The sequence below is a fragment of the Bacillus sp. mrc49 genome (genome assembly GCF_002803435.1).
Genome location: NZ_PHNG01000800.1, coordinates 502,967 through 528,908 on the forward strand (window position 1 = coordinate 502,967; position 25,942 = coordinate 528,908).

Consider the following 25,942-nt stretch of genomic DNA (forward strand, 5'->3'; position numbering starts at 1 on the left):
TTGCTAACAATAAAGGCAAAAGGGGGACGATGGTATGAGAAAATCGATTGTCGGTCTAGCAGTGTTGATGGCAGTGGCGGGTTGTGGCAAGAAAATACCCGAACCTGAAAATGCAAAAATGGCTATACAGGATGTATCAACCCTAAAAGCTGCCACCACTGTATTAAGCATTCGAAATTCAGATGAGGATTTTCGGGTGAAAACGTTTGTAAAGGGCAACGCCGTTTATGTAGAGTGCTACTTGAAAAACTATGGTTTTTCAAACGAGAATGGTGAAAATGCGGCAACGGTGTCCGTATATATTGATAATGAGAAAAAAGTCGATATGAATACGGCAGCATTTATTGTAAAGGATGTCCCAAGTGGCATGCATAAAATGAAGCTTGAGATATTGAATGGTTCTGGAAAGAAAACGGGACTGCAAAAAGAGTTTGAGGTACATATCACTTCTTCGCTCTAATTAAACCATTAGCATCTGTAAGGGAGTAATGGTAAAATGAAGGTGGAGGTGAGCTTGTTAATGCTTGCTACTATGGAAATCATCGACATTCTGCAACAGGCTGATGGATTAGCTGAAATGATCCTTCATTCTGAAATAGGAGAAGAATATCTCCTTAGTTTATATAAATTACAGAGCGACAAAGAGGCACAGCAAAAAATCTCGAAGTTCACTTCTTTGAAGGATCTATTCGAGGATGTCCAAAGGTTCGGTAAATATCATCCGGATTATAAACGCATCAATCTAGAAACGAGAGAGGCCAAACGGGATATGGATATGCACTCTACCGTTGCCGATTTCAAAAGGGCGGAGACCGAACTGCAATCCGTTCTTGATGAAATCAGCGGAAGGATCGGCCGCGCGGTTTCGGAGCAAGTCAAAACGCCTGCCGGCAATCCGTTTTTTGTCTCTTCGGGTGGGTGTTCAACCGGAAGCTGTGGCACTGGAGGAAGCTGCGGGTGCTCTGCCTAACTAGTCGAACCTAAATGTTGGCCGGCTTTGACGCGGTGCATTAAAGCCATCGGAATTCGTTAGTATTCTCGAAATCCGGTGGCTTTTCCGTGTCCAGAACCCTAGGGAAGCGGTCAACTGCGAAAAAGGATACAATCCGGACAAAGATTACCGCAGCAAAACATCTTTTTCTGCGGGACAAAAAAACGATGGCGGAATACATATACCTGCTCTTCCTGCCTGACGAAAATGGTTTCACAGTGGAGCTGCTTGCCGCGCATCGAATGGCTCGCAGCCTTTTTTATGAGGAAAAAAAGCAACCCTTCATCCTTTTCCGGTGATTGGTAATGGATATATATAAAGGGGATGCCGGTGAACTTCTTTACCGAAGCTTCGGTAATTTCATCATTAGCCAGAAGGCGAACGATAAATTGATGCCAAATTGGATCTAAATCCATTTTTATGAGCTCCCTTCCAGTAATTATATTCATAATAGTGAGAGAATTTCGTTTATAATCTTTTTCTTGGTTGAAAGTAAAGATTCTGCTATGCTACACTTAGTTAAAACCTTTATAAAAGGGAGTTATTGAGATATGCTTGGAGCGAGACAAGGAATCATCGTCTATTTACATACATTAAAACAAGCGAAAATGCTTAGGAAATTTGGAAATATCCATTATGTTTCGAAAAAACTGAAATATGTGGTCCTATATACGAATATGGATGAGGTGGAGCCGTTAGTGGAAAAGCTGAACAATTATTCGTTCGTAAAAAAAGTGGACCTTTCTTATAAGCCATTTTTGAAGGTGGAATACGAAAACTCCAAACCGGATAAGGCGAAGGAATACGATTATAAGATGGGGATTTGAAAAAAACTGACTCAAATAGAGTCAGTTTTTTTTTAGCCCAATGGAGGAAGGTACCTATTCATTCGCAAAATGCCGATTAAGTGCTGGTAGTAGAGCTCGGTTTCTGCAAAAAGCACCGAGGATTTCACATCGATTTCGATGATCGGTTTATCCAGCTCCTCAGCCAAGTTCTCAAAAAGCTCATAGCGTTTATTTTTGGTGATATGAGGATTTGGTATACCTTCACGGCAAATATAAAGCGGTTGGAAATTACCGGGATCCGTAGGCTGCATAACGATGACCATGGAGGTTACCTGTTTATCGTTTATGGTTGTATGCAGCGCCAATAGCCTGATGACACGATGTTTTTGGTTGCGCCCTACCTCAAGCAATTCATATATATCAGAATGTCCTTGTCCAAGTTCAATAAAACGTTGAATCAATTAAACCTCTCCTAACTTGCTTATTATTCATTACTTTATCATTTTCCCCCCTAAAAGAGAAGGACAACTTCATGGTTGAATCATGAAAAAGGATCATGGGATTGATCAGGCAAATAAAAAAAGCCCTGCAAAAAATTTGCAGGGTCCTTCTATGTCTAACTATGGACCAGAAGGCAAAGGGAGAGGAGAAACCGGAGGAAGAACTTATGGGGAAACGTAAGCCTTCTCCGCGGTTGGCAACAACACCTAAAAAGGAATGTTGTTATTCTTATTATGGCCAAAATTTGTTATCTTATTCAAAATGAATAAGATTTGTCAATTTGTATCCAGAGGAAACCATAAGGGAAGCCAATCGCGCCATGAGGAATCGTATTAAATATTGGCTTGCTTTTTCGAATATGTTAGGATAGGAAAGTAACAGAAATTTGTCATAAAATGTGGTGAGAATGATGAGGGTCGTTTCCGGTATTTGTAAAGGAAGACCACTTAAGGCTGTACCGGGTACAGGAACCCGGCCGACTACGGATAAAGTGAAGGAATCCATCTTTAATATGATTGGACCTTATTTCGAAGGAGGTATAGTCCTCGATTTGTTTGCAGGTAGCGGTGGCCTTGGAATTGAAGCGTTAAGCAGGGGCATGGATAAAGCCATATTTGTCGATCGCGACTTTAAAGCAAATCAAACGGTTAAGTCCAATTTGGAGCTATGTAAGTTTACAGACCGTGCAGAAGTTTATAAAAATGATTCAGAGCGTGCTTTGAAAGCCTTGGTCAAGAGGGAAATGGCGTTTGAGTTAATTTTTCTTGATCCGCCGTATAAGAAACAAAAGCTAGTGGAAATTTTGGAAGAAATACATAAATACCGATTACTAAGCGATATGGGATATATCGTTTGTGAACATGGCCATGATGTTACGTTGCCGGAAAGTGTTGCCGGCTTTACCGTTAAGCGGAAAGAAGTGTATGGCGTCATTGCTGTTACGATATATCACTGGGGAAACGTACACGAACAGGGGGAACTATGAATGTCCAAAATAGCGATTTGTCCAGGGAGTTTTGATCCAATAACATTCGGTCATCTTGATATCATTCAAAGGGGAGCCAATGTTTTCGATGAGGTATATGTCGTCATCGTGAATAATTCAGCGAAAAATTCTCTTTTTTCAGTGGAAGAAAGGCTGGAATTGATTACGGAAGCTACGAAACATATGCCTAATGTTAAAGTGGATTTCTATCAAGGATTGACAGTCGACTATGCTGAAAGCGTTTCCGCCAACGCCATTATCAGGGGGTTACGGGCGACTTCCGACTTTGAATACGAAATGCAGGGAACTTCAATGAACCGCTTCCTTAACAATAAAATTGAGTCATTCTTTATCATGACTAAAAATCAATATTCTTTCTTGAGTTCAAGTATCGTGAAAGAGGTCGCGAAATATGGAGGAGATATCTCCGAACTAGTTCCGCCTGTTGTCCAGGAAGCCCTGGCCAAAAAGTACGCACAATAGTAAAAACAGAAAAAAAGAGCATTGCCAGCTGCGCAATGCTCTTTTTTCTGTTTATGATAGTCCTTTGAATAACCTTTTCGTGAAAATGATGATATAAAGGACGAGAAAAATCAGGGTAAGGATCGGACCGAAATCAATCATATATTGGTATAGGGAGCTTGCCTGTTCCCCTGTACTGCTGACTGGGAAGGCATGCACCGGGCTGCCGCTATCCATATTGCCTCTATAGAAGGGTACCCAAAGCAAGACGGTGATCATCGATGCCAAAAAACCATGTGCTACTCTGGCAAGGAAAAACGGCAAGAAACGAATGTCGGTCGATGCTATGATGCTGGCAACCTGTGCCTGTATGCTGAACCCGTTGAAAGCTAGGATGAAGCTTGTCATAACTGTCTGTTGGAAAAGACTCGCATTTCCGACGGCGCTGGTCAACTTTGAACCGAGCGTCATTTCAAACATTCCTGAAATGAACGGGAGGCTTAAGGAATCCGGAAAATGAACAATATGTAATACCCCTCCGACCCATGTTGCGAGCAGTACGGTAATATTCATGTGAAACAGAAGCTTGTTGACTACCGAAAAGAGAATGATGAAACCTCCGATCATTAATAAGGTTTGAATCGAAGAGAGTACGGCGTCTCCGAGCAAACTGCCAAAGGGTCTTGTTTCCTTAATTCGTGTCCGGTGCATCTCGCTAAAGGCTTGTCTAATGGAGGGGAGCTTGGTCATGGATTTCGGATGGGATTTTTCCTCTTTCCGCCGGTAAAAACGCATGATGATGCCTACACAAAAATTTCCAAGGTAGTGGGAGAGTGCAAGGATGATCCCCAAATGAGGATTGTGGAAAAAGCCTACGGCAACGGCAACGAACAAAAACAAAGGATTGGATGAATTAGTGAAACAAACGAGTCTTTCAGCTTCAATGCGCGTCAATTGTTCCTCCTGGCGAAGCCTTACCGTGAATTTTGCACCAGCAGGGAACCCTGATGCAAGTCCCATGGCCCAGACGAACCCGCCCACTCCGGGTACACGGAATAAGGGCCGCATGAATGGTTCGAGCATGACACCGATAAACTTCACTACTCCAAAACTGATCAATAGCTCCGATAAAATCAAAAAAGGTAAAAGGGAAGGGAAAACGATTTTCCACCACATATTCAGCCCGCCTGTGGAAGCTTCAAAGGATTCTTGGGGGAAGATGATCAAGCCGACTGCCAGCATCGTGACGAAGGCGGCCAACAGTATTGTTTTCGATTTTGATTTAAGCAAAATTCAGCCTCCTTTTGAAGGTTACTAAATAGGGGCAGTCCATTTTGTATATAATAAAATATGAACTTTCTTTTCTAGAAAAGAAAAGTGCAGGATGCCACGTGATCTGCATGCACCTGGCTACATGGGCAACATCGTACATTGTAGATTCAATGACTACATTAAACCACACGGGACATGCATTCTCCGCCAAGCTTGTTTCACTGTCAATATAAATAATATGCTTCTATAAATCCGTTTAAGACCATAACTTTGAATGAGTTGTATTTTCAATATTTTTCAACAGGGGGGATATCTTTGTCGGAACCAAAGGTCGGGCTAGCTCTTGGATCGGGAGGCGCGAGGGGGTTTGCACATATTGGAGTGATAAAGGTATTGGAGCAAGAAGGAATTCCAATCGACATGATTGCCGGGAGCAGCATGGGGGCAATGGTGGCGGCCTTTTATGGAGCAGGTTCGGACATCGAACGGCTGTATAAGCTGTCTCGTGCATTCAAACGAAAGTACTATTTGGATTTCACGATTCCTAAAATGGGCTTCATTTCTGGGAAACGAACAAAGGATCTGATCAGGGTATTTACATATGGAAAGAATTTTGAAGAACTCGATATTCCTGTGGCTGTTGTCGCCACTGATATAAGAACGGGAGATAAGGTCATTTTTCAAGAAGGTCCCATCGCCCCTGCAGTCAGGGCGAGCATTTCGATTCCCGGAATATTCATTCCCGAAAGAATTGGCAAGAGGCTGCTTGTCGATGGCGGGGTCGTTGACAGGGTTCCTGTTTCTGTCGTGAAGGAGATGGGGGCCGACATCATAATCGGAGTGGATGTCGCCCATGTGAAACAGGACATGGAGATAAACTCCATCTACGATGTTATCATGCAAAGCTTGGATATCCTGCAGATGGAGCTTGTTAAAAGCAGGGAATTTGCTTCAGATATCATGATACGTCCAAGGGTCGAGAAATACAGTTCTAAATCATTTACAAACGTACAGGAAATAATTAGTATTGGAGAAGAAGCAGCAAGAGGAAAGATCGATCAAATTAAACAAAGCATTGTTACTTGGAAGGAGTCCTTTGAAGATGAACCGTAAAATGTATGTACGCACTTTCCTGGTGGTTGCTATACTTCTCATAGCATCAGCACTTTATTCTTTACCTTTTTATGTATCCAAACCAGGAATGGCTAAGGAATTGGAGCCTATTATTGAGGTTTCAGGCGGGGATGAAGCGAAAGGGAGCTTTATGTTGACTACGGTAAGGATGGGCAGGGCGAATATTTATTCCTATTTGCTGGCGAAATGGAGCAAATATCAGGAGCTTTATCCGGAAACCTCGATCAGGAGCGCAGATGAAACGGATGAAGAATATAACATTAGGCAATTGCACTTAATGGATGGTTCTAAAAATAATGCCATTCAGATAGCATATGAAAAAGCTGGGAAAGAAGTAGATTATCAGTATTTGGGTGTGTATGTTTTGGACGTGCTTAAGGGAATGCCGGCTGCCAAGGAACTGAAAGCGGGCGACCAAATCATTCAGGTCGATAACCTTAAATTCAAGTCTGCTCAAGAATTCATGGGCTACATTAACGGAAAGAAAGCCGGTGATAAAGTGGAATTGGTGTATAAACGGGAAGAGACGGAGAAAAAAGCCGTATTATCCTTGGAGCCTTTTAAAGATGATCCGAACAGGGTTGGCATAGGCATTTCACTCGATGACAACCGGAAAGTGACAACAAAGCCGGCGATCGCCATCGATTCTGAACAAATAGGCGGTCCTTCTGCAGGATTGATGTTTTCCTTGGAAATTTATAATCAATTGACGGAAGGAGATCTTACGAAAGGTTACGATATAGCAGGTACAGGAACGATGTCGGATGATGGGACAGTCGGCCCGATTGGCGGAATCCAGCAAAAAATAGTGGCTGCCGATAAGTCTGGAGCGGAAATTTTCTTTGCCCCAAACGAAAACGGAGCGGATGGCTCGAATTATGAGGATGCACTTACAGCAGCGAAGGACATTGGGACGGAGATGAAAATTGTCCCGGTCGATAACTTTGAGGATGCTTTAGCCTATTTAAACAAGTTAAAGGAAAAATGAAAAAAAGCGCAGGCAGGTTAACTGTTTGCGCTTTTTTTGTTCAGGAAATCCCTTTTAATGCGCCATGCCGGAATCGTTCTTCATGTAATGATGAGGGGAGCTTCATATTCCCGTTTCATCAGGGCAGCTTGAGACGGACCGGATAAGCCAAGTGCGTATATCTGCGCTGCCCGGACATCCATTTCGATATCCTGCTTTTGATAGGCAGACAATCTGGATATGAGCGGTAGCGGCAAGTCCTTCTTGACGTTGTGCAAATATTCCCGTCCCTTGCCATTCATGCCAAGGAGCCTGAAATAGGTTGGGAGGTGAGTATGTGCCATATCTTCCTTGTAAGTATGGGTCAATATATGGACACACATACGTTGGAGCCGTGTCCATGTGTAGCGTTTTGTTTTCAGCCCCGTCATGAACTGTGAAAAGGTAGTGGCAGTTTGAGCCATCTGCTTGATCCGATGCTCTATCCCTTCCTCGATTTCATAAACCTCTGCCAATTCGCTTAAGGAAGAAGAGAGGATCCGATATTTCAACAAAGGCCAATACATTTCCCAATCATGCAAGGCGCGGTAGCTCGATAGGTAATGCTCAAGACCTGTTCTAGTCGGTCGGGGAACATAGTTTGAAACGGAATCCAAGCCTTTGCCCCCTTCTTCCTGTATGGCTTTGCGTATCCCTGTCGCGCTGGCAATGGAATCATTGGACAAATCAGTATCATGGTATCCGGCAGCAACTCGTCGGATCGTATAGGGGCGGATTGAAAAACCGTTAGTAAGGGCAGCACTTACATATTCCTTTCCAAGAATATTATTGGGCTTCGTCAAATCCAAGGCCCCCTCGTCCTTGACGATCGCTTGATAAGCTTTGGCCGCACTTGCTGGATAGCTGTTTCCGGCATCCATGGCCAGTTTGACGGCGGCATCGAAAGGAACCGACCGATCCGACATGACTTTATGCGCGGTGATGAAAGGTTCAATCCTGCCATCTTCGCTCCCAAAACAAAAAGAGTCGCAGCCAAGATACTCCAAAAGGGAGATGGAGCCTCTTGCGAAGATCTCCGCCTTCTGCGTTGCAAAAGCGTAAGGAAGTTCGAGGACCAGGTCGATGCCTCCTTGCAGGGCCATGGCGGCACGGGTCCATTTGCTGACTAAAGCAGGCTCTCCCCGCTGTAAAAAGGGGCCGCTCATCACTGCCACAACGATATCTGCCCCGCTTTCTTCCCTGCTTTTTCTTGCATGTAAAACATGTCCATTGTGAAAAGGGTTATATTCGACTACTAAACCGCAAGCCTTCATTCGTTCACCTCAGAGAAAAACTTTGTATTTTTTCAACTTAGTGCTAAAATAGTATTTCAAGTTAAATTCTATAATGTTTCATCGTGATTTCTTGTTCAAAAAGAATCTTAAACTTTGGATAATCAGTTAGGATGACTACATTATAGTGTAAAGAAAAAATATTGACAAACTTATAATTGAAAGCTATAATTATTTTTGTTGCCTTGAGGTGATTTCATTTGAAATGGACGATTAGTCAACTTCAAAAAATTCGGGACAAAGATTTACGGTTTGATGAACTGGTGGATGTCTTAGACATTAGAGAAAGAGACCCGCAAATTCGCGATGTTTCTCCAATCAGAGTAGCAGGAAGAGCTGATATCAGCTCGACCGAGATTACTTTTCACTTGCATCTTTCAGGTGAATTGACATTACCTTGCTCCCGTACACTGGTAGACGTTAAATATCCGATTGATATTGATACAAAGGAAACCTTTCTATTAAAGGCAGATGGCACTGATTTCTACGGAGATGATGTCACTGTTGTAGAAGGCGATGTTGTAGACCTTATACCGGTAATTAAAGAAAATTTATTGCTAGAAATTCCGATGCAGGTTTTTTGTGAGGATGTCGATTCCAATGAAGCTGCTCCTCAATCCGGTAAAGACTGGGCCGTTATTTCTGAAGAGGAAAATGAGCATAAGGTTGATCCGAGATTTGCAAAGCTTGCCGACTTTTTTGACAACAATAAAGAATCTTGATTGGAACGGAAAATCGTTAATCCGATTTTTCCAGCTTTTTTATATTTTTTAAGGAGGTGGGAATAATGGCTGTACCTTTTAGAAGAACGTCGAAAACTGTAAAAAGAAAACGTCGTACACACTTCAAGCTTCAAGTACCTGGTATGGTAGAATGCCCAAGCTGTGGTGGAATGACTCTTTCACATCACGTTTGTAAAGAATGTGGAACATACAAAGGAAAAGAAGTTGTCGCAAAATAATTTCTTTTTCTACTTGAAAGCTTTGCTTTCTTGATGCAACACGCTAATCAAAGCGCAGAGATTTTCTCTGGGCTTTTTTTATAAGTTCATTTGGCGGAATATTCGGGAAACGCAACAACTTAAATGAAGAATATGGCGGAGGTGCTTACGTGAATCGGGTGATTAAGGTTGAAAAGGATTTGCGCGGTTTCATGAAGGTCATATTTAATAGACCGGAGAAAAGGAATGCCGTTAATTATCAACTTATGGACGAACTCGAATCGATATTGGCGGAAGCGGCCCGCGATGACGAGGTTAAAATGCTTGTCCTAACAGGGGCGGGTACCAAGGCCTTCTGCTCAGGCGGGGATTTGAGTGAGTTTCAAGATTTATATACCGAAGAAGAGGCCTTTACGATGTTATCGCGAATGGGTGAGATTCTGTATACACTAGCAGTTTTTCCAAAACCGACCCTGGCCTATATTAATGGCAGCGCTATTGGCGGTGGATGCGAAATAGCGACTGCCTGTGATTTCCGTTTAGCGAAAAGCGGAGTCAAGCTAGGATTTGTACAAGGGACGCTAGGGATCACTACGGGCTGGGGCGGCGCATCGATTTTACTTGAAAAAATACCAGGGCAAAAGGCGCTAAAGCTATTGATGGATGCAAGCATACATAAGGCGGAAGAGGCTCAAGGATTCGGTTTCGTAGATGAAATAGTCGGCGAGGAAGGATGGGAAGGTTTCGCGGAAAAATTACTCCGCCATGAGACAGGGGTATTGGCGGCTTATAAAAAGGTGCTGGTCAATAAGTGGCAGGCGAGTGGCCTTAAAGGGAGAATGGAGGCTGAAATCCATGAGTGTGCCAAACTTTGGGCAAGTGATGCACATCATGCTGCTGTCCGCCGTTTCTTAAGCGTGAAAAAATAAAAAATTACTGCCTCTATATTTCTTCTATCTTTCCTAGCATGTGCATATTATGAATTAAAACTTGCTAAGGAGGTAGAGGGATGTCGATTGCGAGACAAGATGCATGGACCCATGATGAGGATTTGCTGTTGGCTGAAGTGGTGTTAAGGCATATAAGAGAGGGCAGTACACAATTGAAGGCCTTTGAAGAAGTGGGGAAGCAATTATCAAGAACATCGGCGGCTTGTGGGTTTCGGTGGAATTCTTTTGTAAGGAAGCAATATAAATCGGGGATCGAGCTCGCAAAGAGACAAAGGAAGGAACAGGCCGTCCTTGAGCCTGATGCGGAGCAGAATCCTGTTGCAGCAGTGGAACATAGCAAGTTTGAACAAGAGGAGTCCCAAGAGGAGGTACAAGATTCTATTACGCTTCAGAAGGTAATATTATATTTAACCAAAATGGATGAGTTCTTCCAGCTTGATAATAGGGAGAAGGAACGGATATCCGCGCACTCCCTACTTATTGAACAGGAAAATTGCCGTTTGCAGGAAGAGAATGCCCTGTTGAGAGAAAACTTGAATGCTGTGGAGGAAGATTATCGTGCACTGATGCAAATCATGGAGCGTGCCAGGAAGCTTAGTGTACAAGAGGATGAAAAAACGAACCCGAAAGTGAGTTTTCAGATGGATAAAAACGGTAATTTAGAAAGAGTCAACAAATAAAAAAGGCGGGTGGAAAAATCCGCCCGCATTTCGTTATTCTTCTGTATCTGTTTCTGTCTTCGTTTGGTTGTCGAATGGGCTCCAAATCAGCGGGTTTTCTCCGAGGTCCCGGTCCATGTCATAGGAAACGGCAGAAAAGCCCATCTTTTTCCAAAAATCTTGTGAGTGAACTCTTGGATTGGTTTTAATAGGCATGTTCAGGCTTTTGGCGAATTCGACCAAAGCTTTTCCATACCCTTTTTTCTGATAGTTAGGGAGGACTTCAAGTTTCCAAAGAACAAGGAAGTCCCTTGAATTGTCAAAATACTGATCAAATTTAGCGCTTCTTTTGTACAGGCTCATCCTGGCTACAAGTTTGTCGCCGTAAAAGATTCCATAAAAAGGTGACTGGCTGTCATTTTCGATGATGTTACCTTCCAAATCATCTAGCATTGACAGTTCCTGAACCCCGTATTCTTTGAATTTTTTGAATTCCTCAAGCGTTTTAAAATTTACAAGTAAACGTTCCACCTTGTATTCCATAAAAAAGCTCCCCCTTAATTCTGATAAACCTCTTCGATAGTGACCTTCGAAAGTCATCCCGCTGCCAGGTACCTTTCCGAAACCCGGCAAAAGGCTAAATCTAGCATGACATCGACCCATCCTGCTGACTTATGCTTATAGCCATTGCCAACCATCTCCGCCCCTAGCCTTCGATTGCTCGCCGCTTTTAGGTTGGAGGTATTTTCTATCCCTTAAAGAGTGAAGATTGGCTAAGCTTTTCGTATCTAATATACCATTAATTCAACGTTTAAAGAAGAAAATAAATCTCCGGCATCTCATTTATGGCACTTTTAAATGGAATGTTTTTCAAGTCGTGCGCATCGGATCTTCCAACGCTGGTTCGCAGAATTTTCCAAAGTGGTTGGTATGAAATTTGATGCAGGATAAAAAAGATTATGTGTTAAAATAGTAAATATATCTAGAAAAGTAAGGATTGGTAATATGCGAATTGGAATCATTGGAGGAGGGGCGATCGGACTGCTGTTTGCATCTCGTTTGAGCGGCAAACATCTTGTGACGCTCTATACTCGCACAGAACAGCAGGCCTCAATCATCAATCATGACGGGCTCCGGCTAATCGAAGAAGGTGAAAGCCGGTTGCTGGACAGTGTCATGTCGAAAAGCTTGGACGAAGGGATAACCGATCACGACCTCCTTATAACGGCAGTTAAACAATACCACCTTCCATACATTCTGCCTGCGATCAATTGCCTTGATGTACCGTTGCTGTTCTTGCAGAATGGCTACGGGCATATTGCTCATTTAAGGCAGCTGAAATCTCCTGCCGTCTATGTGGGAGTCGTGGAGCATGGGGCCTTGAGACATGATGCGAATACAGTGGAGCATACCGGGCTTGGCCTTACCAGGATCGCTTCCTTTCAAGGGGAGCTGGATCGGCTCTCGTTAGTGAATGAGAAGATAGATGGTTTTCCTTTTATTAAGAGCGGGGACTATCGATCGATGCTCCTCGATAAACTTGTCGTCAATGCAGTGATCAATCCATTAACAGCGATCCTGCAAGTGAAAAATGGCAGCTTGATCACCAATGCTTTTTATTATCAATTGTTTCAGGAACTTTTTGATGAGATCTCCGGGATTTTGGAATTGGAGAATAAAGCGGAGTCATTTGAACATGTTAAATCCGTTTGCATGGCGACTGCAGGGAATCGATCGTCCATGCTCAAGGATTTGGAAAAGGGCGGCCAAACGGAAATTGATGCTATATTGGGTCATATCCTTTCCATGGCAGAGCGTAAGGGAAAAACTGTTGGTCTGGCGTCTTCTCTATATAAGATGATCAAGGGGAAAGAGACTCAGGGGGGATGAGTGTGTGCCGAACGTTGTTTCTAGTCTAGTCGCGATATTCATTACATTGCCTTTTGTAGGGTATATACTTTTTTTTATAGGCGCCAAACAATTCACGGGAAACCATAGGCGCTCCGTTCAGTTCGCGATGGACATGAGTGCGCTGCTTTTCGTAATATCCGTCCATTATTTAATCATTGCCATCTGGGATCAGCATATCCTTTGGGTGATCATGCTGATCATGATCGTCAATGCATTCGTGGTGGTCATGGTTCATTACAAGGTGAAAGAGGAAATCATCTTCCATAAGGTGGTAAAGGGTTTTTGGAGAGTGAACTTCGCCTTCTTTTTCGTTGCGTACATTCTATTATTTTCCATCGGATTAATTACAAGTATTACAAAGATATTTACTACATAAAATAGAACGCCACATCAATTTTCTGCTGCTGGGCAACTTCTTTTGTTTTCTTAAACCGGAATGTTATACTCTAAAAAGAATTGTAGTTGCAGAGAAAGGGAGAACAGAAATGGAGATGAAAGATCTCGCGTTACCATCTTTAAACCGTTTTGCATCGGACTATTTACAAAACCATCTTGAAGCGGAGGATTATTTTCACTATGACTTGTCTAAGCCGGGTATATATCGCGATAGATATAATGAATTGATGAACCGTGCTTTTTCCCGTCGTGAATTATCCGATTACATACAACGATACATGTCCCGTTTTTCGAGCAGTGAGGGAGTTAAAGGAAATATCGAAAGGTTGCGCAGGGATGATTCCGTTGTCGTGATCGGCGGACAGCAGGCTGGGTTGCTCTCAGGTCCGCTTTATACCATCCATAAAGTGATTTCGATCATAAAACTTGCGGAAGAACAGGAAAAAGAACTTGGACGCCCTGTCATACCGGTTTTTTGGATAGCCGGGGAAGATCATGATTTGGCTGAGGTCAATCATGTGTATGTTATGAAAAACGGAAAACCGCACAAAAAAACATATCCTTCCTATCAGCCTTATAAAACGATGGTATCGGATGTGGAGCTTGAAACGGAAAAGGCAGAGAAGTGGTTCGAAGAAATCATCGAAACCTATGGAGAAACGGCCTTTACGAATAAACTCCTGATCAATATGAAAGAAACGATTAAGGAATCGAAAACCTTTGTCGACTTTTTTGCCCGGCTGATCCATGAGTGGTTCCATGAATATGGTCTATTACTCATGGATGCAGCAGATCATGATCTAAGGCAAATCGAGAAGGGCCACTTTGTATCGATGATCCAAAAAAGTGAGCGGATCGCTGAAGTGGTCGAGGATCAACAAGCATTCATGCAGGCAAAAGGTTATCCGAAAATGATCGAAATGGATAAACACGCAGCGAATTTATTTTATTATGATCCAGAGAAGAAAGATCGATGTTTGCTGGATCGTGTAGAGGGCGGCTTCAGCGGAAAAACCGCGGAGGCATCGTTTTCGGAGGCGGAACTGCTGATGATAGCCCAGAATCATCCTGAACGGCTAAGCAATAATGTCATCACACGTCCGCTTATGCAGGAAATGCTATTTCCGGTATTGGCCTTCATTTCCGGTCCGGGGGAGATTGCCTATTGGGCCGAATTAAAACGTGCCTTTGAGTTGTTTTCAATGAAAATGCCGCCAATCATCCCTAGGTTAAACATCACGATTGTAGAACGGGGTGTCCTAACCGATTTAGAAGAAATGGAACTTGCTTTGGAAACCGTCTTGACTGAAGGGACCGCCAATGCTGAAAAACGGTACTTGGAAGCAGTGGAAGATGTGAAAACGGCTGATCTCTTCGGGATTCTGAAATCACAGCTTGAAGAGAACCATAAAAAACTCTCCGACCATGCTGTTTCTTTAGATAAAGGGATTGAGCCGATGCTGAACAAAAATATGGAATTCATTCAAAAGCAATTGGATTTCATATACGGGAAAATCGGTGACCGAACAAAGGAACGTCATGCGGTTACATTGAAAAAATATGAACGGATCGCCCATTCGCTTTATCCGCTGGAATCGCCTCAAGAGCGGATCTGGAATGCTTTTTATTACCTGAATCAATATGGAACGGAATTCATTAGCGATATCATGAAGCTGGATTACCAATTCAATAATCAGCATAAACTGATTTTCATTTAGAAAAACGAGCCGTTTTGGGAATGGTGGCGGATTAAATTTCATGCTGCATAGAGTTGCTGAATGCCAACCTCTGTCGGAAGTTAATAAGTGGAAAAAAGGATGAATGCAATAACCTGTCTAGGTTTGTAGTTTAAGGGGGTTCGGATTTGAAAATTCCGAACCCCCTTTTATGTTCAGGGATTGACTCTGCTAAACCACTTAAGTTCAGCCAATTTTCAGGTGCTTTCATGTAATTGGCCATACAGTTTTGGAAGCGAAATCGGGGCCTCGGACCCGCATGAAGTGGTCCAACACACTTGCTCTTCTTGCGAAAGAAACCTTCTTTTATTCGAGGGTGTGCATAGGAGAAGGAGATGGGATTTCTTTGTTGAAAATAGTGTGCCGACTTTTTCAATCACTTGTAAGTTGCCGAGACAAAAACGTTACGGTCAGCGGTCGCTTAGAATGAAAGGGCGAAAGTGCAACAAAGTGGTTTGGGACGGAAGGTGCGAGACTCCTGCGGGAATGGCGCGTTTACGTGATGCCCCCTAGGCACCCGGACCGACCGCTGAAAGCGAGTGCCTTTCATTAAAATTAACCTTCGAATGTTGTACACGTATTCATCGAGTTTGTCCACAGTATGAAAGACAGGTGCTAAAGCCTGTCTTTTTCTGTTTCCTGGACACTTGTCAGGCAGTGCTTCGACAGGAATAGCGGGACTGCGTCCTAGTTTGAGTCCATTCGAGGGAAATGCACGGTTCTTTGAAAAATTTGGCTAAATAAAAAAGGCATTGAAAAGAAGGGAATTATTACTTGGAAGGAGAAAGTAAAAACAAGTGGAGAAAGGTGGGGGATTGTGGTACATTGAGATTAGAATGTGGGGGTAATGGGTATGTTCATGGGAGAGTACCATCATAACATCGATATTAAGGGCCGTTTGATAGTCCCAGTGAAATTCCGGGACAATCTCGGGGAGCAATTTGTATTGACCCGCGGACTCGATCAATGTTTATTTGGTTACCCTATGGAAGAGTGGAAGCTGCTTGAAGAAAAGCTGAAAGCCTTGCCTTTAACAAAAAAAGATGCCCGGGCCTTTACCCGTTTTTTCTTTTCTGCAGCGACAGAATGTGAAATTGACAAACAAGGGCGAATTAATATCCCCACGCCGCTTACTTCATATGGCCAATTGGAAAAAGAATGTGTAATTCTTGGTGTTACCAATCGTATTGAGATTTGGAGCAAATCCCTTTGGGAAAACTATTTTTCAGCTTCGGAGGATTCTTTCGCTGAGATAGCAGAAAATATGATTGGCTTTGATATTTAAGGCTGCCCTCAGAAATAGAGTCACTCAATAACCGATTGGAAGGATGTCTAGCATGTTTCAACATACGACAGTGTTATTAAAAGAGACGGTTGATGGATTGAACATCAAACCTGATGGAGTTTACGTAGATTGTACACTAGGAGGAGCCGGTCACAGCGAATACTTGCTTTCACAGCTCTCTGACAAGGGCAGGCTTTATGCTTTTGATCAGGATGAAACGGCGATTCGAAATGCTAAGGAAAAACTGGAAAGCTATGGTGATCGGATCGTTCTTGTTCCTAATAATTTTAAATACTTGAAAGAAGAGTTGAATGCCAGGGGGATCGAGAAAGTCGATGGGATCCTATACGATTTAGGAGTGTCATCGCCCCAATTGGATACACCGGAACGGGGTTTCAGTTATAACCATGATGCTCCATTGGATATGAGGATGGACCAAAGTGCGGCCATTTCTGCATATGATGTCGTGAATACTTGGTCATTCCATGATTTGATGAGGATTTTCTTCCAATACGGAGAAGAAAAGTTTTCCAAGCAAATCGCCAGGAAAATAGAAGCGGCACGCGAGATAAAACCGATTGAAACGACATTCGAGCTTGTGGAGCTGATTAAAGAAGGGATCCCAGCACCTGCAAGACGTAAAGGTGGACATCCTGCAAAACGGGTATTTCAAGCAATCAGGATCGCCGTGAACGATGAGCTTGGTGTCTTCGAGGATTCCCTGGAGCAAGCGATTTCGCTTTTGGATATGGAAGGCAGGATATCGGTTATCACATTCCATTCACTTGAGGATAGGATTTGCAAAACGGTATTTAAGAAAGCGAGCAGCATGCCGGACCTTCCGCCTGGACTTCCTGTCATACCGGATGAATTCAAACCAACCTTAAAGATCATAACGAGAAAACCGATATTACCTTCGGAAGATGAACTGGAAGGGAATAACCGTTCACGTTCGGCTAAGCTAAGAATTGCTGAAAAGCAAAAAATATAGAAAAAATCAGTAAGGGGGAACAGGAATGAGTTCCATAGCCAAAAAAATGCAAGAACAGCAATATGAAGACCAACATCAGCAACAGACACAAACAGTGGTCATCCGTAAGGCGAAGATATCCATTGGTGAAGTTTTCTTACTATGTGCCCTTGCTATTATGGTTGCTTTTATGGGAGTGAAGATCGTTTCCAATCAAGCGTCCATCTATGAAACGAATAAAGAGATCCAGCTTGTTGAATCGAAAATTGACGAACAGGGCAAAGTGAATGACGATTTGAAAGTGCAAGTTGCCGAACTTAGTACATACGAGAGAATTTGGAAAAAAGCTGCAGCGCTTGGGTTCAAGTTAAATAAGAATAATGTGAAGGGTGTGCAGTAATAATGCAGAAACAAAAAAATATGAAGCATGGGGCAGCCGGATTATTCTTCTTATTCGGCCTGCTCTTTTTTGTTTTAATTTGCCGTTTTTTATATATTCAGGTGACAGGAACAGCAGGCGGGGAAGTGCTTGCTTCGAAAATTGAAAAGAAATACGAGAAAAAACAGGTAATAGAGGCAAAAAGGGGCAGCATCCTCGATACAAAGGGGGAAGTCATCGCCGAGGATACTTCATCTTATATCTTAAGAGCTGTTCTCAGTGACAAGGAACCTAAGCACGTCGAGGATCCGGAAATGACCGCGAGTAAGCTTGCTAAATATATTGACATGGATGAGCAGGAAATTTATGAGCGTCTTACTAGTAATAAAAAGGCTTATCAAGTCGAATTTGGCAGCGCAGGCAAGGATTTGACCCAGGTCGTCAAACAGAAAATCGAAAAAATGGAGCTGCCGGGCATCACATTCGGAAGGACGAATAAACGTTTTTACCCGAATGGAATTTTCGCATCCCATTTGATAGGTTATGTGGAAAAGGATGAGAAAACGGGCGAGATGGCCGGTAAGTTCGGCATTGAGAGGTATCTCAACAAAGAATTGAAGGAAACGAACGGGAAGCTGACGTATGACAGTGACTCATGGGGATTGCTATTACCGGATGCGAAGGAGAAAGTGGTTGCCCCGGATAATGGCAATGATGTCATGCTGACCATCGACAAGAAAATCCAAACCTTCTTGGAAGATTCATTGAGCAAAGTGCAGGCAAAATATGATCCCGAGCAAATCATAGCGATCGTATCCAATCCTAAAACGGGAGAGATTGTGGCGATGGGACAAAGGCCCACCTTCCATCCGACAACGAAAGTGGGGCTTACGGATACATGGCGCAACCTTGCCATTGAAGAAACCTTCGAACCGGGATCAACGATGAAAACCTTCACGCTTGCGGCGGCTGTTGAGGAAGGAGTCTTCAATCCGAACGACAGTTTTGTAGCGGGAACCTATAAGGCGGGTTCAGGGGAAATTCATGATCATAGTGGAATCGAAAGAGGGAAAAGCATGACGTTTCTTGAAGGGGTCCAACGTTCTTCCAACGTCGCTTTCGCAACACTGGCCATGGACAAAATCGGAGCGGATACTTTCAGGGAGTATTTGACGAAATTCGGGTTCGACAACAAAACGGGAATCGATTTGCCGAATGAAATAACCGGTAAAATTCAATATAAGTACAAGCTTGAAAAAGTGACCACTGCCTTCGGGCAAGGTTCGACCGTCACCCCGATCCAACAAATCCAGGCTGCTTCCGCCATAGCCAATGACGGAAAGATGATGCAGCCTTATGTAATCAAAAGCATTTCCGATCAGGATACAGGCAAGGTTTTGAAAACGACAAAGCCGAAAGTGACAGGGAACCCGATTTCAGCAGAGACTGCCAAGCAGGTGCGTGACTATTTGGAAACGGTCATTTCTGCGAAAAAGGGGACAGGAAGCAAATATGCCATCGACGGATATGAAGTCGCAGGAAAAACCGGTACTGCACAAATTGCCGGTCCGACTGGAAGATATCTGGAAGGGAAAAATAATTACGTATTCTCCTTTTTAGGGATGGCTCCAAAAGATGATCCGCAATTGGTCATGTATGTGGCAGTGAAGCAGCCCAAGCTGGGGGCTTCTTATGTCGGAGCAGACCCATTGTCAGAGATTTTCAATCCGGTCATGCAGAATAGCCTGCAATATTTAAACATCAAGCCATCTGATGTGAAAAAACAAAAAGCGATTGCCATCGCCGACTATACCAACGAACCTGAAAGCTCCGCCGCCAAGGAGCTGAAGGAACTTGGTTATGATGTAAGCACGATAGGGAGCGGGCGTAAAGTGCTCGATCAATCCCCGAAGGCTGGGAGCACGCTACTGCAGGGAGAAAAAATCATCTTGAGAACGGAAGGTGGAATGAAAGTTCCGGATATGACAGGGTGGTCCTTACGGGACGTCATGAAATTCGCTAATATCGCAAAACTGGATCTGAAAACGACAGGAACGGGATATGTGAGTAAACAGAATCTCCAGGCAGGGAAAAAGGTGAAGGAAGGGGATTCCTTCCATATTGAATTATCCCAGCCAGAAGGGACTACTGAAGATATCCCGAAAGATAAAAAAACCGAATGAGCAATGAAGGGGGAATCCATACGGGTTCCCCCTTCATTTTTTTGAAGGTTTCTTAGTCTAGCATCAAGTAGACAAGCATATATTGAAGCATGTATGAAATGGAGGTGCCTGTTTTTGCGTGTTTCGAATGTTACTGTCCGAAAACGGCTGGCAATCGCATTGGCAGTGGGTATCATAGTTTTTTTTATCATTGATATCCGCTTGGGAATTGTACAATTCTATCTAGGTGATAAGTTGACGGGGCTCGCTAAAGATTCCTGGAGCAGGAATATTCCTTTTGAAGCTAAGCGGGGAGAGATTTTGGATCGCAATGGTGTAGAGCTGGCAACGAATATTTCCGCCCCTACGGTCTATGTCATCCCAAGGCAGATTGAAGATCCCGATCAGACGGCGGGACAGCTTGCTTCCATATTGGATATGACCAAGGAAAAGGCTTATCAATGGCTGACGAAACAAGCGATGAGCGTCAGAATTCCCGAAGGCAGAAAAATATCCCATGAAAAGGCGAAAGAAATAAAAGCATTGGGGATAAAGGGCGTGTATATCGCTGAAGATTCAAAGCGCCATTACCCATTCGGTGAATATCTTTCACATGTACTCGGTTTCACGGGATCGGATAACCAGGGGCTGATGGGAATTGAATTGTCCTATGATAAGGAGCTAAGCGGGAAAAAGGGGTTTGTTAAATTCTATTCGGATGCCAAAGGGAAGAGGCTGGAAAACATGGCCGATGACTATAAGCCTCCCGTTGATGGAGATAACTTGAAGCTGACGATCGATAGCAAAATCCAGACGATCGTGGAGAGGGAGCTCGATAATGCGGAGGCAACCTATGACCCTGATGGTCTTATCGCCATTGCCATGGACCCCAATACTGGCGAAATTTTAGCCATGTCCAGCAGGCCGACCTTCGATCCTTCCAATTTTCAAAATGTACCATCCGAAGTGTATAACCGTAATTTGCCGGTTTGGAGTATATATGAACCGGGATCGACTTTCAAGATCATTACCCTTGCTGCAGCGCTGGAGGAAGGGAAGGTGGATTTGCAGAGGGAACATTTTTATGACTCCGGGCATGTTGAGGTGGCTGGATCCACGCTCCATTGCTGGAAAAGCGGAGGACATGGCGATCAAACCTTTCTTGAAGTTGTCGAGAACTCATGCAACCCAGGTTTTGTGGAGTTGGGCAACAGGCTCGGGAAAGACAAGTTATTTAAATATATCAATGATTTCGGGTTTGGACAAAAAACGGGAATTGATTTAACCGGAGAAGGAAAAGGGATCATGTTCAATATGGATCGGGTGGGCCCTGTTGAGCAGGCAACGACCGCGTTTGGACAAGGTGTGGCCGTAACGCCCATTCAGCAGGTGACGGCGGTATCGGCTGCCGTGAATGGCGGGACTTTATACACGCCATATATCGCAAAGGAATTGGTTGACCCAAAAACGGGTGAAGTACTTATGAGAAAGACCCCGCAGGCCAAGAAAAAGGTGATTTCGGAAGCGACTTCGAAAAAGGTGCGTGAAGCTCTTGAATCAGTAGTAGCGCAAGGCAGCGGTAAAGGTGCATTCGTCGAGTCATATCGCGTTGGCGGGAAGACAGGTACGGCGCAAAAAGCGGAAAATGGCCGATACCTTGAAAATAATTATATTCTCTCATTCATTGGTGTCGCTCCAGCAGATGACCCGCAAATCGTCGTCTATATCGCGGTCGATAATCCGAAAGGAACGGTGCAATTCGGCGGTGTCGTTGCGGCTCCGATCGTCGGCAATATCATGGAGGATTCTCTTAGGGCGATGGGCGTCAAACCTAGGAAAAACCAGATTGAGAAGGAAAGGGTCTGGACGGATCCCGTCATGGTCGAGGTGCCGGACGTGGTCGGAATGAGCAGAAAAGAGCTGCAAACCCAGCAAGTGGATTTGAAGCTCGATATAGCCGGAAATGGGGATAAAGTCATAAATCAAGCACCTGATGCGGGCATTAAGGTAAAAGAAGGCTCTACAATAAGAATTTATCTTGGCGAAAATAAAGATTAAGTATAATATAATAGATGAATAGTTTAAGCGGCTGAAGAATCATCAGCCGCTTTGTTTACGGAGGCGCGATAACCACGTATAATTAAAAATGGTTTCTCGACAAGCCAAGGTTAATCACATATAATGAATCCTCAAATTAAGTTGAGAGGGATGGAAAAATGAAGCTTCAAAAATTACTATCTTATTTACACTCCTTATTTAGCCATGAAGGAGAGAATCCTGAAATCACCTCCATTGAAAATGATAACCGTAAAGTCAAAGACGGAAGTTTATTTGTTTGCATAAAAGGTTATACGGTCGATGGTCATGATTTTGCCCAATCCGCTGTTGAAAATGGAGCTGCGGCAGTCATTGCCGAACGGGAGCTTGATTTGCCTGTACCCGTAATCGTCGTCAGGGATTCAAGCAGGGCGATGGCGGTCCTTGCCGATGCATTTTATGGTCATCCGACGCAAAAGCTGCGTTTGATCGGAATCACCGGCACGAACGGAAAGACGACAACCAGTCATCTGCTGGAAAAGATTTTCGAGGATCGGCATGAAAAAACGGGATTGATCGGCACGATGTATACAAAAATTGCCGATAAGGTCTATGAAACAAAGAATACGACGCCGGATAGCGTTACATTGCAAAAGGCTTTTCATGAAATGACCGAAGCGTCTGTGTCTACGGCCATAATGGAAGTATCTTCGCATGCACTTGAACTTGGACGCGTCCATGGCTGCGACTATGATATTGCCGTATTTACGAATCTCACACAAGACCATTTGGATTTCCATAAAACGATGGACAGATACAAGCAGGCAAAATCCTTGTTTTTCTCGCAGCTCGGAAATGCTTACATAGAAAATCGTCCTAAATATGCCGTGCTTAACGCTGATGATGAGGCAACCGAGGATTTCATTAAAGCGACGGCTGCCACAGTCGTAACTTACGGTATAGACAATGAAGCCGATATCAGGGCGAAGGATTTAAAAATTGATGCCAACGGCACATCATTCATCTTGACAGCGGGTAAGGAAGAACGTTACATTCAGCTGAAGCTCATTGGTAAATTCAGCGTATATAATGTACTCTCCGCCATCGCGGCTTCCTTATGCGCAGGCAACGATATAGATGACACCATTAAATCGATCGAGGAGATAAAAGGAGTGGCAGGCCGTTTTGAACTCGTTACGGCGAATCAAGCCTTTCCAGTCATCGTTGACTATGCCCACACTCCTGACAGCTTGGAGAATGTCCTCAAGACCGTTGCTGAGTTCGCTGAAAAGAAAATTTTTGTGATAGTCGGATGCGGCGGGGACCGAGACAAGACGAAGCGCCCGATCATGGCTGAAATTGCATGCAACTTGGCGACAGATCCCATTTTCACCTCCGATAATCCACGCAGTGAGGATGCGGCCCAGATTTTGCGGGATATGGAAGCCGGAGTGGCAGGTAAAGAATATTTGGTAATTGAAGACCGGAGGCAGGCAATAATCCATGCCGTTTCCAAGGCTGAAGAGGGCGACGTTATTTTAATAGCGGGCAAAGGTCATGAAACCTATCAATTGGTCGGTGACGAAGTGCTGCACTTTGATGACCGTGAAGAAGCGGAAAAGGCGATTCAAAGCCGTTTCGGTACAGTTTAAACCGTCGGTGAATGTGCCCTGTTTACAATCAGGAAAAGACAACAAGCAGAATTTTTATTTGAATTGTGTTAGGAATGAGGGAGTAAGGAATGTTGGAACAAGTAATTTTTTATACGATTTTGGTGGCGTTTTTAGTAACTGTACTTCTTTCGCCTATTTTCATCCCGTTTTTGAGAAGGCTGAAATTCGGGCAAAGCATCAGGGAAGAAGGCCCGCAATCGCACTTGAAGAAAACGGGAACGCCTACCATGGGCGGTTTGGTGATATTATTATCGGTTACCATCGCCACGCTGGTGATGACTTTTAAATTTTCGGTACCTTCCACCGAAACCTATTTATTATTATTCGTTACTTTAGGGTTTGGATTGCTGGGTTTCCTGGATGATTTCATCAAGGTGGTCATGAAGCGGAACCTAGGCTTGACATCCAAGCAAAAACTGCTTGGACAAATCGTGATTTCGGTCATCTTTTATTTCGTTTTCAAGCAGACAGATCGTTTCAATCCGGAATTGTCGATCCCAGGCACTGACTTTTCCGTCGACTTTGGCTGGTTTTATCTATTTATCGTGATTTTCTGGTTGGTCGGTTTTTCGAATGCCGTCAATTTGACGGATGGACTTGACGGACTTGTCTCAGGAACTTCAGCCATTGCCTTTGGCGCTTTTGCGATTTTGGCATGGAGTCAGTCACAATATGATATTTCTATATTTTCGGTGGCAGTCGTAGGGTCTGTTCTTGGATTTTTGGTATTCAATGCACACCCTGCTAAGGTATTCATGGGTGATACAGGGTCCTTGGCCCTGGGAGGAGCCATCGCAACGATAGCCTTACTGACGAAGCTTGAAATACTGTTAGTAATCATTGGCGGAGTTTTTGTCATTGAGACACTCTCTGTCATCCTGCAAGTAGGATCTTTTAAAACGACTGGTAAACGTATTTTTAAAATGAGTCCGCTCCACCACCATTATGAACTATCTGGGTGGTCCGAATGGCGCGTCGTCGTGACTTTCTGGACAGTAGGCTTGCTGTGTGCGGTACTCGGAATCTATTTAGAGGTGTGGATATAATTGAAAGAGACGGCAAGGTATTCAGAAAAAAAAGTATTGGTATTGGGCTTGGCAAAGAGCGGAGTGATGGCAGCATCGCTTCTACATAAATTAGGTGCTTTCGTGACGGTGAATGACATGAAGCCATTATCGGAAAACCCTGAGGCTCAAGGACTGCTGGAACAGGGAATCAAGGTCATCTGCGGCAGCCATCCGATTGAACTGCTTGATGAAGGCTTCGAATTGATCGTGAAAAATCCCGGGATACCCTATCGAAATCCGATTGTAAAAGGGGCGTTGGAAAAAGGGATACCGGTTATTACGGAAGTTGAACTTGCCTATCAAATCAGTGAGGCTCCTTTCATAGGAATTACGGGCACGAACGGGAAGACGACTACGACAACTTTGATATTCGAAATGTTGAAGGCCGGTGAAAAGTCACCGCTCATCGCCGGGAATATCGGGACAGTCGCATCTGGTGTGGCCGAAAAGGCGACAGCGGATGATTCGATCGTCATTGAATTATCATCTTTCCAGCTAATGGGAATAGAGGAGTTTCGTCCTGAGATTTCCATCTTGACGAATCTGTATGATGCGCACCTGGATTATCATAGCTCCAAACAAGAATATGCGGAAGCAAAAGCGGCGATTGCGAAAAATCAGCTAGCCTCCGATTTCTTGATTTATAATGCAGACCAGGATGCCGTTGTATCCATGTCGAAAAAGACCAAGGCTCAGCTCGTTCCCTTTTCGACCGAAGGGAAGAACGAAAATGGTGCCTATGTAGAAGATGGAGCCGTCTTCTTCCGCCAAGAAAAAATCATCGGCATTGCCGACATAGCCCTTCCTGGGAAACACAATTTGGAAAATGTGCTCGCAGCCATTTCAGCGGCCAAATTGAAGGGTGTTGCAAACGAAGCGATCCAAACAGTTCTGAAAACATTTTATGGCGTGGAGCATCGTCTGCAGTTCGTAGCTATGATCGAAAACCGTAAATTCTATAATGATTCGAAGGCGACGAACATCCTAGCAGCATCCAAAGCGTTGACATCCTTTTCTGAACCTGTCATCCTTTTGGCGGGCGGATTGGACCGCGGCAATGAATTCGATGAGTTAAAACCGGCCATGAAAAATGTCAAGGCCGTGATAACGTTTGGTGAAACGGCAGAAAAAATTGAGCGGATAGCCAAAGAAATAGGAATAACGAATATAAAACGTGTCGATAATGTAGAAAAGGCCGTACCGGCTGCATTTGAATTATCTAATGAAGGCGACTGTATTCTTCTCTCCCCGGCTTGTGCAAGCTGGGATCAATATAAAACTTTTGAGCAAAGAGGAGACATGTTTATGGAGGCTGTGCATAAACTGAAGTAACAGCTTTCGCAGAA

Annotated in this window: 27 protein-coding genes; 22 read left to right on the top strand and 5 right to left on the bottom strand. The window is 43.9% G+C overall.

Going from position 1 to position 25,942, the window contains the following annotated elements:
* Positions 1-34 precede the first annotated feature (34 nt).
* The gene (locus CVN76_RS28785; protein ID WP_100534016.1) at positions 35-460 is read left to right on the top strand and encodes a hypothetical protein; all 426 of its coding nucleotides are present in this window, start codon (positions 35-37) and stop codon (positions 458-460) included.
* Positions 461-520: 60 nt separating this feature from the next.
* The gene (locus CVN76_RS28790; RefSeq protein WP_061144156.1) at positions 521-970 is read left to right on the top strand and encodes a YlbF family regulator; all 450 of its coding nucleotides are present in this window, start codon (positions 521-523) and stop codon (positions 968-970) included.
* A gap of 113 nt (positions 971-1,083) precedes the next feature.
* Here the strand turns inward: CVN76_RS28790 and CVN76_RS28795 are convergent, their stop codons facing one another.
* Entirely contained in the window at positions 1,084-1,407 is a 324-nt protein-coding gene (locus tag CVN76_RS28795; protein WP_100534017.1) for a hypothetical protein, read from the bottom strand.
* A 135-nt stretch (positions 1,408-1,542) separates the two neighbouring features.
* On the opposite strand from CVN76_RS28795, the gene CVN76_RS28800 reads away from it, so the two are divergent.
* Positions 1,543-1,818 (top strand): YlbG family protein, encoded by a 276-nt coding sequence (locus CVN76_RS28800; RefSeq protein ID WP_034313951.1) that lies wholly within the window; start codon positions 1,543-1,545, stop codon positions 1,816-1,818.
* 32 nt (positions 1,819-1,850) lie between these two features.
* Here the strand turns inward: CVN76_RS28800 and CVN76_RS28805 are convergent, their stop codons facing one another.
* A complete protein-coding gene (locus CVN76_RS28805) occupies positions 1,851-2,240 on the bottom strand; it encodes a DUF7147 family protein (RefSeq protein ID WP_100534018.1) in 390 nt (129 codons plus the stop codon).
* A gap of 449 nt (positions 2,241-2,689) precedes the next feature.
* Here CVN76_RS28805 and rsmD point away from each other — a divergent pair, with 449 nt between their 5' ends.
* Both rsmD and coaD read left to right on the top strand, forming a co-directional pair.
* Entirely contained in the window at positions 2,690-3,265 is a 576-nt protein-coding gene (gene rsmD, locus CVN76_RS28815) for a 16S rRNA (guanine(966)-N(2))-methyltransferase RsmD (RefSeq protein ID WP_100534020.1), read from the top strand.
* Positions 3,266-3,748, top strand: coding sequence for a pantetheine-phosphate adenylyltransferase (coaD, locus tag CVN76_RS28820; protein WP_100534021.1), 483 nt, complete (start codon positions 3,266-3,268; stop codon positions 3,746-3,748).
* Between the two features lie 51 nt (positions 3,749-3,799).
* On the opposite strand, the gene ylbJ is transcribed toward coaD, so the two are convergent.
* Positions 3,800-5,017, bottom strand: a complete 1,218-nt coding sequence (gene ylbJ / locus CVN76_RS28825; RefSeq protein ID WP_100534022.1) for a sporulation integral membrane protein YlbJ — start codon at positions 5,015-5,017, stop codon at positions 3,800-3,802.
* 297 nt (positions 5,018-5,314) lie between these two features.
* Between ylbJ and CVN76_RS28830 the strand changes: the two genes are divergently transcribed.
* Both CVN76_RS28830 and CVN76_RS28835 read left to right on the top strand, forming a co-directional pair.
* Positions 5,315-6,112, top strand: coding sequence for a patatin-like phospholipase family protein (locus CVN76_RS28830; RefSeq protein ID WP_100534023.1), 798 nt, complete (start codon positions 5,315-5,317; stop codon positions 6,110-6,112).
* Positions 6,102-7,121, top strand: coding sequence for a SepM family pheromone-processing serine protease (locus CVN76_RS28835; protein WP_100534024.1), 1,020 nt, complete (start codon positions 6,102-6,104; stop codon positions 7,119-7,121). Before CVN76_RS28830 ends, CVN76_RS28835 begins: the two co-directional genes overlap by 11 nt.
* Before the next feature lie 80 nt (positions 7,122-7,201).
* Here CVN76_RS28835 and CVN76_RS28840 read toward each other — a convergent pair whose 3' ends face one another.
* Positions 7,202-8,413, bottom strand: a complete 1,212-nt coding sequence (locus tag CVN76_RS28840; protein ID WP_100534025.1) for a nucleotidyltransferase — start codon at positions 8,411-8,413, stop codon at positions 7,202-7,204.
* 218 nt (positions 8,414-8,631) lie between these two features.
* Between CVN76_RS28840 and CVN76_RS28845 the strand changes: the two genes are divergently transcribed.
* The 4 genes from CVN76_RS28845 to CVN76_RS28860 all read left to right on the top strand — a co-directional run bounded on the left by CVN76_RS28845 (position 8,632) and on the right by CVN76_RS28860 (position 11,001).
* The gene (locus CVN76_RS28845) at positions 8,632-9,153 is read left to right on the top strand and encodes a YceD family protein (protein WP_048684570.1); all 522 of its coding nucleotides are present in this window, start codon (positions 8,632-8,634) and stop codon (positions 9,151-9,153) included.
* A 65-nt stretch (positions 9,154-9,218) separates the two neighbouring features.
* Positions 9,219-9,392, top strand: coding sequence for a 50S ribosomal protein L32 (gene rpmF, locus CVN76_RS28850; protein WP_034313929.1), 174 nt, complete (start codon positions 9,219-9,221; stop codon positions 9,390-9,392).
* A 149-nt stretch (positions 9,393-9,541) separates the two neighbouring features.
* Positions 9,542-10,300 (top strand): enoyl-CoA hydratase/isomerase family protein, encoded by a 759-nt coding sequence (locus CVN76_RS28855; RefSeq protein WP_232732500.1) that lies wholly within the window; start codon positions 9,542-9,544, stop codon positions 10,298-10,300.
* 80 nt (positions 10,301-10,380) lie between these two features.
* A complete protein-coding gene (locus tag CVN76_RS28860; protein ID WP_100534026.1) occupies positions 10,381-11,001 on the top strand; it encodes an RsfA family transcriptional regulator in 621 nt (206 codons plus the stop codon).
* 33 nt (positions 11,002-11,034) lie between these two features.
* On the opposite strand, the gene CVN76_RS28865 is transcribed toward CVN76_RS28860, so the two are convergent.
* Positions 11,035-11,523 (bottom strand): N-acetyltransferase, encoded by a 489-nt coding sequence (locus CVN76_RS28865; protein ID WP_100534027.1) that lies wholly within the window; start codon positions 11,521-11,523, stop codon positions 11,035-11,037.
* 462 nt (positions 11,524-11,985) lie between these two features.
* On the opposite strand from CVN76_RS28865, the gene CVN76_RS28870 reads away from it, so the two are divergent.
* From CVN76_RS28870 to murD, 11 genes are all read left to right on the top strand, one after another.
* Positions 11,986-12,870, top strand: a complete 885-nt coding sequence (locus tag CVN76_RS28870; protein WP_100534028.1) for a 2-dehydropantoate 2-reductase — start codon at positions 11,986-11,988, stop codon at positions 12,868-12,870.
* A 4-nt stretch (positions 12,871-12,874) separates the two neighbouring features.
* On the top strand, positions 12,875-13,267 hold the full coding sequence (locus CVN76_RS28875; RefSeq protein ID WP_100534029.1) for a DUF3397 domain-containing protein: 393 nt from the start codon (positions 12,875-12,877) through the stop codon (positions 13,265-13,267).
* 109 nt (positions 13,268-13,376) lie between these two features.
* Positions 13,377-15,005 (top strand): bacillithiol biosynthesis cysteine-adding enzyme BshC, encoded by a 1,629-nt coding sequence (gene bshC, locus CVN76_RS28880; RefSeq protein WP_100534030.1) that lies wholly within the window; start codon positions 13,377-13,379, stop codon positions 15,003-15,005.
* A gap of 871 nt (positions 15,006-15,876) precedes the next feature.
* On the top strand, positions 15,877-16,308 hold the full coding sequence (gene mraZ, locus CVN76_RS28885) for a division/cell wall cluster transcriptional repressor MraZ (RefSeq protein WP_053345229.1): 432 nt from the start codon (positions 15,877-15,879) through the stop codon (positions 16,306-16,308).
* 52 nt (positions 16,309-16,360) lie between these two features.
* Positions 16,361-17,299: a 16S rRNA (cytosine(1402)-N(4))-methyltransferase RsmH gene (rsmH, locus tag CVN76_RS28890; protein WP_100534031.1), complete on the top strand. Its 939-nt coding sequence runs from the start codon at positions 16,361-16,363 to the stop codon at positions 17,297-17,299.
* 25 nt (positions 17,300-17,324) lie between these two features.
* Entirely contained in the window at positions 17,325-17,678 is a 354-nt protein-coding gene (gene ftsL / locus CVN76_RS28895; protein ID WP_100534032.1) for a cell division protein FtsL, read from the top strand.
* Positions 17,679-17,680: 2 nt separating this feature from the next.
* A complete protein-coding gene (locus tag CVN76_RS28900) occupies positions 17,681-19,840 on the top strand; it encodes a penicillin-binding protein (RefSeq protein WP_232732501.1) in 2,160 nt (719 codons plus the stop codon).
* A 114-nt stretch (positions 19,841-19,954) separates the two neighbouring features.
* Positions 19,955-21,877 carry a stage V sporulation protein D gene (locus CVN76_RS28905; RefSeq protein WP_100534034.1) on the top strand — a complete coding sequence of 641 codons (1,923 nt, stop codon included), beginning with the start codon at positions 19,955-19,957 and terminating at the stop codon, positions 21,875-21,877.
* Positions 21,878-22,035: 158 nt separating this feature from the next.
* Complete coding sequence (locus CVN76_RS28910) at positions 22,036-23,508, top strand: UDP-N-acetylmuramoyl-L-alanyl-D-glutamate--2,6-diaminopimelate ligase (protein WP_100534035.1); 1,473 nt, start codon at positions 22,036-22,038, stop codon at positions 23,506-23,508.
* Between the two features lie 89 nt (positions 23,509-23,597).
* Entirely contained in the window at positions 23,598-24,575 is a 978-nt protein-coding gene (gene mraY / locus CVN76_RS28915; RefSeq protein WP_061143457.1) for a phospho-N-acetylmuramoyl-pentapeptide-transferase, read from the top strand.
* Positions 24,576-25,928, top strand: a complete 1,353-nt coding sequence (gene murD / locus CVN76_RS28920) for a UDP-N-acetylmuramoyl-L-alanine--D-glutamate ligase (protein WP_100534036.1) — start codon at positions 24,576-24,578, stop codon at positions 25,926-25,928.
* Positions 25,929-25,942: the final 14 nt, after the last annotated feature.